At 64.5% G+C, this 14,086-nt stretch carries 11 protein-coding genes and 1 other RNA gene; 7 read left to right on the top strand and 5 right to left on the bottom strand.

Annotated features, from left to right (window positions below; all coding sequences use genetic code 11):
* Positions 1 to 101: 101 nt before the first annotated feature.
* From ISP25_RS03515 to ISP25_RS03500, 4 genes are all read left to right on the top strand, one after another.
* Complete coding sequence (locus ISP25_RS03515) at positions 102 to 992, top strand: carbon-nitrogen hydrolase (RefSeq protein WP_192157586.1); 891 nt, start codon at positions 102 to 104, stop codon at positions 990 to 992.
* 259 nt (positions 993 to 1,251) lie between these two features.
* Entirely contained in the window at positions 1,252 to 2,484 is a 1,233-nt protein-coding gene (locus ISP25_RS03510) for a TraB/GumN family protein (RefSeq protein WP_404611689.1), read from the top strand.
* A gap of 402 nt (positions 2,485 to 2,886) precedes the next feature.
* Entirely contained in the window at positions 2,887 to 3,219 is a 333-nt protein-coding gene (locus ISP25_RS03505; protein WP_404611687.1) for a c-type cytochrome, read from the top strand.
* 13 nt (positions 3,220 to 3,232) lie between these two features.
* The gene (locus tag ISP25_RS03500; protein ID WP_192157592.1) at positions 3,233 to 3,583 is read left to right on the top strand and encodes a c-type cytochrome; all 351 of its coding nucleotides are present in this window, start codon (positions 3,233 to 3,235) and stop codon (positions 3,581 to 3,583) included.
* A 118-nt stretch (positions 3,584 to 3,701) separates the two neighbouring features.
* On the opposite strand, the gene ISP25_RS03495 is transcribed toward ISP25_RS03500, so the two are convergent.
* The gene (locus ISP25_RS03495) at positions 3,702 to 4,310 is read right to left on the bottom strand and encodes an NfuA family Fe-S biogenesis protein (protein WP_404611685.1); all 609 of its coding nucleotides are present in this window, start codon (positions 4,308 to 4,310) and stop codon (positions 3,702 to 3,704) included.
* A 155-nt stretch (positions 4,311 to 4,465) separates the two neighbouring features.
* On the opposite strand from ISP25_RS03495, the gene ISP25_RS03490 reads away from it, so the two are divergent.
* Both ISP25_RS03490 and ISP25_RS03485 read left to right on the top strand, forming a co-directional pair.
* The gene (locus ISP25_RS03490) at positions 4,466 to 4,807 is read left to right on the top strand and encodes a 4a-hydroxytetrahydrobiopterin dehydratase (protein ID WP_192157596.1); all 342 of its coding nucleotides are present in this window, start codon (positions 4,466 to 4,468) and stop codon (positions 4,805 to 4,807) included.
* Between the two features lie 14 nt (positions 4,808 to 4,821).
* Positions 4,822 to 6,312, top strand: a complete 1,491-nt coding sequence (locus tag ISP25_RS03485; RefSeq protein ID WP_404611683.1) for a CPBP family glutamic-type intramembrane protease — start codon at positions 4,822 to 4,824, stop codon at positions 6,310 to 6,312.
* Here the strand turns inward: ISP25_RS03485 and ISP25_RS03480 are convergent.
* Positions 6,290 to 7,294 (bottom strand): RluA family pseudouridine synthase, encoded by a 1,005-nt coding sequence (locus ISP25_RS03480; RefSeq protein WP_404611681.1) that lies wholly within the window; start codon positions 7,292 to 7,294, stop codon positions 6,290 to 6,292. The two genes, ISP25_RS03485 and ISP25_RS03480, sit on opposite strands and share 23 nt — an antisense overlap.
* 345 nt (positions 7,295 to 7,639) lie before the next feature.
* Between ISP25_RS03480 and ISP25_RS03475 the strand changes: the two genes are divergently transcribed.
* Complete coding sequence (locus tag ISP25_RS03475) at positions 7,640 to 10,660, top strand: Rne/Rng family ribonuclease (protein WP_404611679.1); 3,021 nt, start codon at positions 7,640 to 7,642, stop codon at positions 10,658 to 10,660.
* Positions 10,661 to 10,737: 77 nt separating this feature from the next.
* Here ISP25_RS03475 and ISP25_RS03470 read toward each other — a convergent pair whose 3' ends face one another.
* The 3 genes from ISP25_RS03470 to ssrA all read right to left on the bottom strand — a co-directional run bounded on the left by ISP25_RS03470 (position 10,738) and on the right by ssrA (position 14,054).
* Complete coding sequence (locus ISP25_RS03470; RefSeq protein WP_404611677.1) at positions 10,738 to 11,391, bottom strand: response regulator; 654 nt, start codon at positions 11,389 to 11,391, stop codon at positions 10,738 to 10,740.
* A 516-nt stretch (positions 11,392 to 11,907) separates the two neighbouring features.
* The gene (locus ISP25_RS03465; protein WP_404611675.1) at positions 11,908 to 13,407 is read right to left on the bottom strand and encodes a GGDEF domain-containing protein; all 1,500 of its coding nucleotides are present in this window, start codon (positions 13,405 to 13,407) and stop codon (positions 11,908 to 11,910) included.
* 295 nt (positions 13,408 to 13,702) lie between these two features.
* Positions 13,703 to 14,054: a transfer-messenger RNA gene (ssrA, locus tag ISP25_RS03460) on the bottom strand.
* Positions 14,055 to 14,086 lie beyond the last annotated feature (32 nt).

Raw genomic sequence — 14,086 nt, 5'->3', positions numbered from 1 at the left:
TCCGTCAGGGAAGCATCGCTGCGATCCAGAGTAGCCCAAACGGCAGTCATGGCGGACGGCCTTGTTACACTATGCGGCGCAAACTCTCACGCCGAATCGCCATGACCCGCAAAATCCTGAAAGCCGCCTTGTTGCAGGAAACCGACCGCGGCAGCCGCGACGCCAACCTCGATGCGATCGAGGCCGGCCTGCGCGAAGCTGCCAAGGCCGGTGCCGAACTGGTGTTGCTGCAGGAGCTGCACAACGGCCCGTATTTCTGCCAGCACGAGTCGGTCGACCTGTTCGATCTCGCGGAAAGCATCCCCGGCCCCAGTACCGCCCGCATCGGCAAGCTGGCTGAGGAGCTGAAGCTGGTGGTGGTGGCCTCGCTGTTCGAGAAGCGCGCGGCGGGGCTCTACCACAACACGGCCGTGGTATTCGACCGCTCGACGGCGATCGCGGGCAAGTACCGCAAGATGCACATTCCCGACGACCCGGCGTTCTACGAGAAGTTCTACTTCACGCCAGGCGACCTTGGTTTCGATCCGGTCCAGACCTCGGTAGGCAAGCTTGGCGTACTGGTGTGCTGGGACCAGTGGTATCCCGAAGCCGCGCGCCTGATGGCGCTGGCCGGCGCGGAGCTGCTGCTCTACCCCACCGCGATCGGCTGGGACCCCAACGACGCACAGGAAGAGAAGGATCGCCAGCGCGAAGCCTGGGTCACCGTACAGCGTGGCCACGCGGTGGCGAACGGCCTGCCGCTGCTGGCCTGCAACCGCACCGGCCACGAGGCCGACCCTTCGGGCACGGGCGCGGGCATCCAGTTCTGGGGCACCAGCTTCGTCGCCGGACCGCAAGGCGAATTCCTCGCCAGGTCCGGCACCGATCAGCGCGAGCTGCTGCTGGTCGAGATCGACATGCAGCGCAGCGAGCACGTGCGTCGCATCTGGCCGTTCCTGCGTGACCGTCGCATCGACTCCTACGGCGACCTGCTCAAGCGTTTCCGGGACTGAATTTTGCCTTTGCGGTGATCGCTGATCGCGAAAACCACATGAGCGGCCACCCATAACCGTACTCTTCGATTCCATGGCGATCATCCCTATCGCGAAAATCACACGGGCGGCCATTCATGGCCGCACTCTTCAATTTCATGGCGACTATTCCCAGCGACGAAAATCACATGCGTGGCTCCCGTGGCCACACTTCTGACTTGCTTCGCGCGGGGCGCGTCCCCATGCTTGGGGACTTCCCAGTGACCGATATGCCTTACGCATGAGTGTTCCCAAATCCACTTCTCCCCTGCCAGCCGTGCTGCAGGACCAGCCCATCGAACGCGTGACGCGCGACGGCGTGGAGTACGTGGTGCTGGGCACGGCGCACGTCTCGCGCACCAGCATGGAGGCGGTGGAGGCACTGCTGGACCACGAGCACTTCGACGCGGTCGCGGTGGAGTTGTGCGATAGCCGCGCACAGGGCATGCGCGATCCCGAGGCGTTCAAGCGCATGGACCTGTTCCAGGTGATACGCCAGGGCAAAGCAGGCATGGTGGCTGCCAGCCTGGTCCTTTCCACCTTCCAGAAACGCCTCGCCGAGCAATCCGGCATCCAGCCCGGTGCCGAGATGAAGGCGGCGATGGAAGGCGCCGCCGCGCGCAACCTGCCGCTGTGGCTGATCGACCGCGAGGTTGGCACTACGCTCAAGCGCGCTTGGCACAACGTAGGTTTCTGGCAGCGCTTCGGCCTGCTCGGCGGCCTGCTCGCCAGCGTGTTCGAGCGCGAGGAAATCGAGCCCGGCGAGATCGAGAAGCTCAAGCAGGGCGACATGCTGGAAAGCGCCTTCAGCGAGTTCGCCAGCGAGTCCAAGCCGCTGTACCAGAGCCTGATCGGCGAGCGCGACGCCTACATGGCCGCGCGCTTGCGCGAGGAAGCCGCGCGCAAGCCTTCTGCCGAACCGCGCCGCGTACTGGTGGTGATCGGCGCAGGGCACCTGAAGGGCATGTGCGAACTGTTGCGCGAACAGCGCGACGACCCGGCGACGATCGCCGCCGATCTGGCGCGGTCGCCGCCAAAGGCACGGTGGCCGAAATGGCTGGCCGTGGGCCTCGTGTTGGCGGTATTCGCAGCCATCGCCTTCGCCTTCCATCGCAACGCGGCGCTGGGCACGCAGGTGCTCACCGCGTGGGTGCTGTTCACCGGCGGCTTCGCCGCGCTGGGCGCGGTCGCTGCGGGCGCACATCCGCTTAGCATCCTCGCCGCCTTCATCGCCGCGCCGATCAAGCCGTTTCGTCCAGGCATCCCGGCCGGCGGCATCAGCGCCATGGCCGAAGCCTGGGTGCGTCGCCCGCGTGTGGCCGACTTCGACACGCTGCGCGACGACATCGTGCACTGGAGCGGCTGGTGGAAAAACCGCGTGGCGCGCACCCTGCTGAACTTCTTCCTGGTCAGCCTCGGCACCATCGTGGGCGAGTACAGCGCGGGCATCCACATTGTCCGCAGCCTGTTCTGAGCGGCAAAACTTGTTCGAAATCTCCGCATAGCCCGCGTTGCGCAGTCGTCAGGTCGTAGTGCATGGCGCAGTGCTTGTCTGGCCGGCTGGTCGAGTCGCGCACCGTCGCATGGCGGCCGCTGCTAGGCAGTCCACGGGACGGGGCCCGTTTGCGCAGATGCCCATGTCATCACCGCGTCGCGAATGGGCCACTGCCTGCCCCACAAAGCCGTGCGTCCGCAGCTCTCCCTGCGTGCCTTCGTTCTTCCTTGGCCTGTGCGCAAACAGCTCCCGGCGCGATCCGTAGGGAGGCTTTGAGCAAGCTCTAGCCACCGCAGGTTGTCCGTGCCCGGAGCTGCTGTCTATACTGCGACGATTGTTGCATTCATTCGCATCTGCCGCCGCACCTGGGGAACGATCTCGATGATTCGACTGCACACACTTGGCTTGGCGGGCGCTCTTGCCTTGCTGGCCACCGTCAGCGCGCACGCCGAAGGCGGCGACAAGGCCGCTGGGCGCACGCTGGTCTACACCTGTGCCGGCTGCCACGGCGTGCCGGGCTATGCCAACGCCTACCCGGATTACCCCGTGCCGAAAATCGCCGGGCAGAACGAGCAGTACATCATCAATGCATTGAACGAATACAAGAGTGGCGACCGCACCTATCCGACGATGGTGGCCCAGGCGCAAAGCCTGACCGACCAGAACATCAAGGACATCGCCGCCTACCTGTCCAGTATCACGCCGACCAAGTAACCAAGGACCCCGCATGCAACGCGCACTTGCCCTGCTTTCGTTCGGCGCCGTTTTGGCGATCGCCTCCACTCCGCTGCTTGCCAGCGGCAACCCTGCGGATGGCAAGACCAAGGCCACCGCCTGTTTCGCCTGCCACGGCGCCGACGGCAACGCGGTCGATCCGCAGTACCCGCGCCTCGCCGGCCAGTACAACGAATACCTGCAACAGGTGCTGCACGAGTACAAGGACGGCCGTCGCAACAACCCGATCATGAAGGGTATGGTGGCTACGCTGTCGGATCAGGACATCGAGGACATCGCCGCTTATTTCTCCAGCCAGTCGACCAAGCTCGACACGCTGAAGGGACACGTCCAGGGCGATTGACGCGCTCCTCTCACCGAAACAGAAAGCCCGCCTCACGGCGGGCTTTCTGTTTGAGGAGTTCAGCCGTGGACGGCCGCTTGCCGGGTTATCACGATCGGGACGCCTGCGAATGCCTGCCTCAGCCCAAGGCCGATTTGCCTTCGTGCTTGCTGTAGTACGGCTGCTTGCCGCCACTGTGATCGGTGGCGTCGCGTACTGCGCTCACTTCAGGCACGCGCTCGCGCAAGGTTTTTTCCACACCCTGCTTCAGGGTGACATCCACCATCCCGCAACCATGGCAGCCACCGCCGAACTGCAGCAGCACCACGCCTTCGGCATCGACCTCCAGCAAGGTGACGCGGCCACCGTGCGAGGCCAGCCGTGGGTTGATCTCGGCATCGAGCACGTAGCGCACGCGCTCGATCACGCCAGCTTCCAGCCCCGGCACGTCTCCCTTGATCTTCGGAGCACGGATGTTGAGCAGGCCGCCGGTGGTGTTGGGTTCGAAGTCGATGCTGGCGCCATCCAGCCACGGCGCGCTGCTCCCTTCGACGTGGAAATCAAAGCCTGCGCATTCGACCGTCCACTCGTTGCCTATCAACTCGGCCGGCTCGCAGAACTCCAGCTCGCAGTTCGCCGCGGCCGTTCCCGGTGCGGTCACGTGCAGGCGGATGCTCATGCCTTCGTTGCCCTGTTGCGCCAACAGGCGGCGGAAGTGCTGCTGGGCGCGTTCAGAAATTTCGATCATGTCTCACCTGTGGCAACTGTTGCGACAGCCGCGCCAGCGCGGCCCGTCGAATCAGCACCATTTTAGTACTGTTTTCCTGCGCTGCGGGCTTTGACATTTGCACGCACAACTTCGACGCTGCGCAGCCTCGCCTTTGTGCATCCGATGGAGCTGCCATGAACATCCACGATTTCGCCAGCCAGCATTGCCAGCCGCGCAAGGGCAAGGAACATGCGCTGAGTGCGGACAAGATCACCCAGTTGTTGCAGCTGCTGCCCGGCTGGACGCTTGCTGCCGATGGCCACGCCATCGTCAAGGATTTCCGCTTCCCCGATTTCCACCGCACACTGGGCTTCATCAACGCGGTCGGCTTCATGGCCAACCACGAGGATCACCATCCGGACATCGAAGCCGGCTACGGCCATTGCCAGTTGCTGTGGTCCACCCACGACGTGGGCGGGCTGTCGCTCAACGACATCATCTGTGCAGCCAAGGTCGAGGCGCTGCTGGCACGTTGACCGTGCGCCCCATCGTGCGCCGATGGCTTGCCGGCACGGCTTTCGCGCTGCTGGTGGTTCTGCTGCTGCTCGGCCTGCGCACCCTGGCCGAACGCATTGTCGCCTTGCACCTGCATGAGGTGGCGAACCGCCGGCTTGCGCTGATCGAGCATGGCCAGCCGCTGTGGCGTTGGCCATTGCGCGAACCGCACGACCTCGTTGCCGGGCGTGCCTTCGGTGCCGCCGATGTTGAATCCTCCGGCGGCGCCCTGCGCATCACCAGCCGCGACGGCTCGCCGTTCGAAATCGGCCTGCCTGTGCACGGCATGCTCGATGTGGAGCATTGGCCCCGGCTGTCGTTGCACGGCGTGGCGGATGCGCCGTTCAAATTGGGTATTGTCTGGCAGCCACGACTGGACCAGCCCGGTTGCCTGGGTTGGCAGGACGCTCCCGTCGCCGCCGGCCCGCTGCAACTTGCGGTCGATCTGCGCCACCTGCATTGGCAAACCGCTGGCGGCAGCGACTGCTCCGCACCGAAGCGGATCGACGTGCTGCGCCTGAGACTGCTACTTCCTGCACACGTCTCCTTGCGACTGGACGAGCTGGCGCTGCACCCCGATGCGTCCCTGCCCGCCCCCGCGCTGCCCACACTGCTGCTGTCGCCCGATCCGTTGACGGCGGCACGTCAGCTCGCCGATCCCATGTTGCCGGCAGTGCCCTGGATCGCCCTGCCCGCAGGCGCCTCGGCGGAAACCCAATTGATGCTGCGCGAATTGACGTGGCGGCAACGACCGGGTGCGCTGATCCTGCCGCATGGCGACGCGCCGGCAACCATGCGGGAGTCCAATGATCATGGCTGGCTGCCATGGATCGGTGCCGGTGGTTACCTGCTGGGACTGCTCATGCTGGCATCGTGGTGGCCACGCCTGCCTGGGCGCCTATGGCTGGAGTTGCTCGCCTGCCTCGCCGGCCCGCTGTGGCTGATTGCCGGTCTTCAACTCGGGCTGCGGTTGACCGTACCCAGCGTGCTGGTCTTCGTCGGCGCCGTATTGTTCGCCGCGCAAACCGAACGGCGGCGCCGCCCGGCGAACTGGTGCTGGTGGGGCAATCCCCGTACGTGGCTGTTGCCATTCGCGCTGCTGCCGCTGGCGCTGCTGCTGGTCATCCGTTTCGGTGGCCAGCTCGCGGTGCCGGCATTGAGCCATGCGCTTATGTATCTGTCGTGGGCGTTGTTGCAGCAATGGCTGATGCTGGTCGTGGTGATGCGTCGCCTCGAAAGCAAACAGGTGCACGGCACTTTTGCCGTGCTGCTCACCGCCCTCGTGTTCGCCTTGATGCACACGCCGAACGGCGCGCTGATGCAGCTCTGCCTGTTGGCCGAATTGTGGTGGGCCTGGTGTTTCCAGCGGTCGCGCGCACTGCTGCCGGTGGCCGCGGCACATGCCGCCTGCGCGTTGCTGGTGGAAGCCGGGCTGGAGGGTGGCTTGTTGCGTTCGCTGGAGGTCAGCGCCCGTTTCTTTCTCTAGCGGCAGCCTGGATGTACGGCAGGTGCTTGCCCTTCACGGCCAGGACATCAAGAAAGGTCTTCAGGTCGTCCGGCAGCGGCGCGGAGAAGCTGTAAAGGCGCCCATCCAGCTCGAAGCTGAGGTGCGAGGCGTGCAGGAACAGCCGTTGCAACCCCATCTCGCGGAGGCGCTTGTTCATCTCGCGATCGCCATATTTCGGGTCGCCGGCCAATGGGTGACCGACGTGGGCGGCGTGCACGCGGATCTGGTGGGTGCGTCCCGTGCCAAGCGTGGCCTGCATCAGGCGGGCGCCCGGATACTGCTCCATCTCGCGGAAGAAGGTCAGTGCGGGCTTGCCGTCCTCGCTGACCCGCACCATGCGCTCACCGCCTTGCAGGGCGAACTTGCGCAGCGGCGCGTTGACGTCGAATTTGGCCTTGGGCGGATGGCCGACCATCAGGCACAGGTACTGCTTGGTGACTTCGCCGGCGCGGATCGCCGCCTGCAGGCCGGTCAGGCCGGCCCGGGACTTGGCCAGCACCAGCACGCCGCTGGTATCGCGATCGAGCCGGTGCACCAGCTCCAGGGATTCGTGGGGGCGCGCCGCGCGCAGCAGCTCGATGGCGCCGTGGCTGACTCCGCTGCCGCCATGGCTGGCGATGCCCGAGGGCTTGTCGATCACCAGGAAGTGCTTGTCCTCGAAGATCACCGCCCCGGCTACCGAGGCGACCATTGTCTCTGGCGCCGCACGCTCTTCGGGGCGTTCTGCCTGCCGTATCGGCGGAATTCGCAGCATATCGCCGTCGGTTAGCCGCGTATCCGGCTTGGCACGCTTGCCGTTCACGCGCACCTGGCCGGTGCGCAGCAGCCGGTAGATCATGCTTTTCGGCACACCCTTGAGCAGGGTCGCCAGCGCATTGTCGATACGCTGGCCGTCCCGCTCGGGTCCGATCGCGACTTGACGCACACCTTGAGGTACGTCGCGGGAAGTTGCCGTCTGCATTGAAAAAAACCTGTCGAAATAGGATACTCGGCGAGCGCCATTCCCTGCCCGCCGAGACCGGTTCGGGCCGGGGCCCCGCCCGTCACGCCGGCGAGGATTGCGCCGACTGCCCAAGGATTGATTCCCAGGCAGCGGTCGCGACTCCCTTTCATCGTAACGGTTCGGACCGTCGTTTGCCCGAAGCCCGTTTGGCTTGGGCGCGGCTGGTGCAGCAACCCGAACATCCGGGCGCCGGGAACGGCGCCGTCACATGAGCCGCTCCACCGCAGCGGCGCGATCCCCGGCAGGCCGCCATCCCGGCGCCACCGCGGCACGCGACGCGCGGGCGAGCTGAGGAAAACTACAATGAAGCGCATGTTGATCAACGCAACTCAGCGTGAAGAGTTGCGCGTGGCCATCGTCGATGGCCAGAACCTTTACGATCTCGACATCGAAATCCCCTCCCGCGAGCAGAAAAAGGCCAATATCTACAAGGGCCGCATCACCCGTGTGGAGCAATCCCTGGAAGCCTGCTTCGTCGAGTACGGCGCCGAGCGCCACGGCTTCCTGCCGCTGAAGGAAATCGCCGAGCAGTACTTCACCCCTGGCCTGAACCCGCACAAGTCGGGCATCCGCGACCTGCTGAAGGAAGGCCAGGAAGTCGTCGTCCAGGTCGAGAAGGAAGAGCGTGGCAACAAAGGCGCCGCGCTGACCACCTTCATCTCGCTGGCTGGCCGCTACATGGTGCTGATGCCGAACAACCCGAAGGCCGGCGGCGTCTCGCGCCGGATCGAGGGCGAGGATCGGCAGGCGCTGAAGGAAGCACTGGAACACGTCACCGTACCCGACGACGTCGGTCTGATCGTGCGTACCGCCGGTCTGGGCCGCGACGCCGAAGAGCTGCAATGGGATCTCGACTACCTGCTGACCCTTTGGCGCTCGATCTCCGACGCCGCCAGCAAGCGCAAGGCGCCGTTCCTGATCTACCAGGAATCCAAGCTGTTCATCCGCGCCCTGCGCGACTACCTGCGCAGCGACATCGGTGAGATCCTGATCGATGAGGAATCGCTGTACGAGGACGCCCGCGAGTTCATGCAGCAGGTGATGCCCACCTCGCTGCGCAAACTCAAGCTGTACAAGGACGACACCCCGCTGTTCAGCCGCTACCAGATCGAGACGCAGATCGAGAGCGCGTTCGACCGCCAGGTGCGCCTGCCCTCCGGCGGCTCGATCGTGATCGACCAGACCGAGGCGCTCACCGCGATCGACATCAACTCGGCCAAGGCCACCAAGGGCTCGGACATCGAGGAAACGGCGTTCAACACCAACCTCGAAGCCGCGGTGGAGATCGCCCGTCAGTGCCGCATCCGCGACGCCGGCGGCCTGATCGTGATCGACTTCATCGACATGGACAGCCCGCGTCATCAGCGCGAGGTCGAGGACAAGCTCAAGGACGCCCTGAAGCTCGACCGTGCCCGCGTGCAGGTGGGCCGCATCTCGCGTTTCGGGTTGCTGGAGCTTTCCCGTCAGCGCCTGCGCCCCAGCCTCGGCGAAGCCACCCAGATCGTCTGCCCGCGTTGCGAAGGCCATGGCCACATCCGCAGCGTGGAGTCGCTGGGCCTGTCCACCCTGCGCCTGATCGAAGAGCATGCGATGAAGGACAACACCGGCCAGGTGCTGGTGCAGGCTCCGTCCGCGGTGGCCAACTTCCTGCTCAACGAGAAGCGCGCCAGCGTGGTCGAGATCGAGCTGCGCCACAAGGCGCACGTGGTGATCGTGGCCGATGACAAGCTGGAAACGCCGCATATCCAGATCCAGCGGATCAAGGAAGCGGACATGGGCGAGCACAGCAAGCCCAGTTACGAGCGCCTCACCGCGGTCGACGCCACGCCGATCCCGAAGATGGGCCAGGCGTTGGGCAGCAACGAGCAGCCCGCCGTCAGCGGCATCGTGCCCGCCACCCCCGCACCCGTGCGCGAGGAGACCGCAGCACCTGTGCAGCAACAACAGGCGCCACGTCGTCAGGCGGCGGCACCTGCCCCTGCTTCCGCTCCGAGCGGCGGCATCATTTCCCGCCTGTTCGGTTGGTTCCGCAACGGCGCCGCAGCGACGGACACGACTGCGGCCGCCGCACAGCCGAACGCCAACGACCGCGGCAGCGCGCGCGGCAACAACCGCCAGCAGCAACAACCCCGTCGCGACGAGCGCAGCCGCAACGCACAGGGCAGCAGCGGCAACCGCCAGCAGCAGCGTCGTGACGAACGTCGCGATAGCGGTACGCAGCAGGCCAAGCCGAACTCACAGCAGCAGAACAGCCGCAACAAGGGCAACGAAGGCGCGCAGCGCCAGCAGCAGGCCAGCCAGGCACCGAAGCAAGAGCGCCAGCAAGACCGCCAACAGCAGCCGCGCAACAACAATCTGGAGAGCAACAAGGCTCCCCAGCCTGAGCGCAAGCCTGCGGCTCCGGCCCCCGTCGCCGCCATGCCCGCAGCACCGAAACCGGAAGCACCGGCTGTACGTCCCACTGTCGCTCCTGCTGAAGCAATGGATGAAGCCAAACTGGCCGTTGCCCCGGTGACTGATGGCCAGGAAGTGGCGGCCGGCGCCACCGAGGGCGACGCCGAAGGTTCCTCGCGTCGCCGTCGTGGTCGCCGTGGCGGGCGTCGCCGCCGCCGTCACGACGAGGCCACCGCAGGCCTGCCCGGCGCCGAGCAGGCTGGCGAACTGGACGACGAGGATCGCGACGAGGCGGACGTCGCCGCTGGAGAAGCCAGACCTGCAGATGCCGCTTCGCCCGCCGTGGCGGCACCTGCTGCCGTTGCCGATGAGGCTGTCGCCGAAGCCGTTTCGCCCAGCCCGGCCACTTCCCCGGCTCCTCGTCCGGCACCCGCTCCACGTGTCGCGCCTCCGCAAGCCGAACGCCACGAACCCGTGCGCGTAGTACTGACCGAAGCGCCGCTGGCCGCTGCCGTTGCCACTGCCTTCAGTCTGCCGACACTGCCGCCGATTCCCGAAAAGCCCATGGCACCCGCCACCGCGGAAACAGAAGTGTCGTCCTCCGCTGGAACAGAGGCTGCCACTGTTGAAACGGAGCAGTCGCGTGAGCCCGTAACGAAGAATCCGGCCGCGGAGCAGGAGAAGCCTACGGAAACCGCTGTGCCGGCTGCTCCGGCTCCGGTTGCCGTCGTGGAAACGCACGCGGAGCCTTCCGGGAACGAGCACGCCGCACCGCCGGCTGCCGCGCAACCGCAACAGGGCGATTTGCTTGGACTCGTGGCCGAAACCACGAGTGCTCCTGCCTCGCCCGTGCGGCCTGCCACGACCGAACCTTCCGACGATGTGGCCACGGAGTCCCCGGAAAAGCCTCGACACGACGCGGCGCCCTAAGCGCCACCCGTCATCAAAACAAAAAAGCCGAACCCTAGGGGTTCGGCTTTTTTGTCAGCCCATACCGTGCCGGTTGCTCAGGTTCCCACTCGATGATTCGGGGCGTCGATCAAACCGTGCGTCGTCATCAGGTGCGCAAGCTCCAGCACGTGCTCCACGCGCAACTTTTCCATCAATCGTTGCTTGTAGGTGGATACGGTCTTGGGACTGAGGTTGAGTTGCTCACCGATCATCGTCAGGGGCTTGCCTCGCACCAGCATCATTGCCACTTCCAGCTCACGGCTGGACAGGGAGTCAAACGGCGAGGCTTTGCCATCCAGCGTGGCCAGTGCCAATTGCTGAGCCACTGCCGGCGCGAGGTAACGTCGGCCGCCAGCCACTTGCCGCACGGCAGTCACCAGCTCGTCGGCATTGCAACCCTTGGTCAGGTAGCCCGAGGCACCCGCATCGAGCAGGCGTTTGGGGAAGCGGCCATCGTCCACCACGGTGACTACCACGATACGCGTGGCCAAGTCGGCACGACTAACCCGTTCCGTCAACTCGATACCACTCATGCCCGGCATGTGTACGTCCACCAGAGCGATCTCCGGTTTCAGGCTGCGGATCAAGCGCAAGCCATCTTCCGCACTCGCCGCCTCGCCACAAATGTGCATGTCCGGCTGCTGCTGCAGGATCATCCGGAAGCCCGTGCGAACGAGCTCGTGGTCGTCGATCAGAACAATCTGGATCATGCCCTCTCCTCCTTGATGGATATCTCGGTTGCCGATGCACCATGTCATCGCGCCCACGGGGACACTCCTGCCTGCAAGCTAGGCAGCCCCGCCGCCAGATGCAAGCGTGGGGTGTACATCGAACAACGCAAGCCGTCACAAAATTGCCAATCACCAAGTGTTTCTTCACGTGTGAATCACGGTGCGAGGCGGCGTCGAACACCGCCGATCCCATGCACTGTGCCATGCCATGTCCATTGGATGCGTCAGCCGATGCCCACATCTCGTGTCCGCTAAACAGGCAGGAATTGGCCATTCCCCGACAAAGGCCGGACTGCGATGAATGCCCGAGGCGGCTTCGAGCAAGAAAAGCCCGTAGCCTCGATGTTGCCGAGCTTACCGGCCTTTTACGGATATCCCTACAGGGTCGGCCACGGCGCGACCCGCGACACTGCACGTACCTGGCGAATCACGTTTCACCCAGCAGTAGCCAGCTGGCATAGATGAATCGCACGCTGCGTGGACAGATCAGGTGCGCTACGCGTTGCTGGCGCCGTACAGAGCCGAAGATGGATCGGCATCGCCTGTCGCCGCCTCGAAACGGTTGCGGCCATTGCGCTTGGCGCGATATAGCGCATGATCGGCTTGATCCAGCATAGCCACAGGATCTATCGGCGTCTGCTCTGTCTGGGTAGCCACTCCGATGCTGATCGAAAGGCGTCCAAGAGGACAGGCCGGATGGGCGATCTGCAGGTGCTCGATCGCGGTGACCAGGCGGCGCGCCACTTCCAGCGCCACCTCCGCATTGGTATCGACCAGCACGATGGCGAACTCTTCGCCGCCGTAACGCGCCACCAGATCGCGTGCACGCACCTGGCTGCGACTCAGGGCACCGGCCACCTGTATCAGGCAAGCGTCGCCGGCGATATGTCCGAGGCTGTCGTTGTATTGCTTGAAGTAATCGATATCGATCATCAGCAGCGAGCCGAAGCAGCCGGTGCTGCGCCCCTCTTCCAGTACTTCGCGCAGGCGCGTGTCCAGCGTGGCCCGGTTGGCGATGCCGGTAAGCGGGTCGCGCCCCACCTGTTGTTCCAATCGCCAGGTACTCAGATCGATGGCACGCTGCTGGTCGATATGGCGGCTCTGGATGAATGCGACACGCAAGCCATAGAACAGCACCGCCGCCGCCCCGACCAGCAAGCTGAGCACGAAGTTGATGCGCGAAGTGCTGATGCCGAGCATCACCACCATCATCGCCAGCAGGATCGGCGCAAACGAGCCGATCGTCTGGGAAACCCCCAGCGACGGACGGTAAGTGCGCAACCAGCGCGGTGGCTGGCGCAAGGCCACCACCAGCAGCAAGGCATGCGGAACATCGATCAATGAACCCGCCCACCACGGCAGGCCGTGCATTTCGACGCGGTTGTAGATGCAGGCCACCGATGCATTGACCAGCAGATAGGCACTGGCCACGTAGTAGAAGAAGCGCCAGCGGAAGCTGCGCGCACCAAACAGGCGCAGTATCGCCATCGCAGCCAGCGAAAAGTCGATGGCGTCGGCAAGGTAGACCACCACGTAGATGCTGGCCGGATCGGAAGCCAGCGGGCCGCTCAACAGCGTGATGAAGAACTGGTAGACCAGCGCCGCCACCATGCACAGCAGCACCAGATCCAGCGCCACCACTGTGCGCGGCTCATGCTGCGTAAACAAGCGCGTCGACATGAACATGCACGGGATCACGTACAAGGCCGACAACACCGTTGCCAACGCGGCCAGGTAGCCGCCCTTGTCGCCCAGCACTGTTGCCAGCACATTGGTACTGTCCCATAGCATCTGCATCAGCACAGCCAGCGCCAACAGCAGCCATGGCAGCCGTATCAGAGACGGGCTGCGTCGATAGCGTGTAAATACCGCCCACACCGCCATGCCCTGCACCGCCAACATGGCCAACTGGGGCAGCACTGCCTCCGTATGCCCGTACCAGTGCGCCAGTGCCAAGTGGGCCGTCAGCAATACGATGAGCAAGACAACTTGCAAGCGTATGGTTCCTCTAGATCAGCGCAGGGGCGATGGCCCAACGTCTACGGACAAAACGCGTCGCGTTAATAGGGAAAGTGCTCCGCCAGCGCCGTCGTGCAGGCATATGCATGGAAATGTAGGCAACGCCCCAGGTCCTACTCACTCTGCCCTGACGCTGGCAAACATCCTACGTGACCGCCCTTAAGCAAATCATATGCTTATTCCCGTCATCATCGTCGACACCAAGTCCAGACCCAACCACCACCAAAATGAAAAAGCCACCTGAGCGAATCATTCGCTTAGGTGGCTGTATTGGTGGAGGTGGCGGGAGTCGAACCCGCGTCCGAAGGCGCTTGACGCCCGGTACTACATGCTTAGCTCACCGTTGAATCTCGTCCCGCGACAGCACGATGTGCGAAGCGCATCGAAGGACCAGCCTGCTTGATTTAACCCTTACCGACAGGCGGCAGCTTCGGGCGATCTCGTGATAATGACCCTACACCGGCGAGCACGAGCACAAGCGGGTTCGGGGCTAGGCCTTAAGCGGCCAGAGCGTAGTTGTCGTCGTTGGCAACTATAAGTTTGCTGCTGGATTAACGAGGAAAGCTGCCCCCTCGGCATGCACCAAGCCATCTCACTACCCCCGTCGAAGCCAGTACACCCCCGGGGAAACGGTATGGCCGCTCAAGTATATGGG

It is taken from the genome of Rhodanobacter hydrolyticus (genome assembly GCF_044904645.1).
This window is presented reverse-complemented; position numbering and strand designations above follow the sequence as displayed.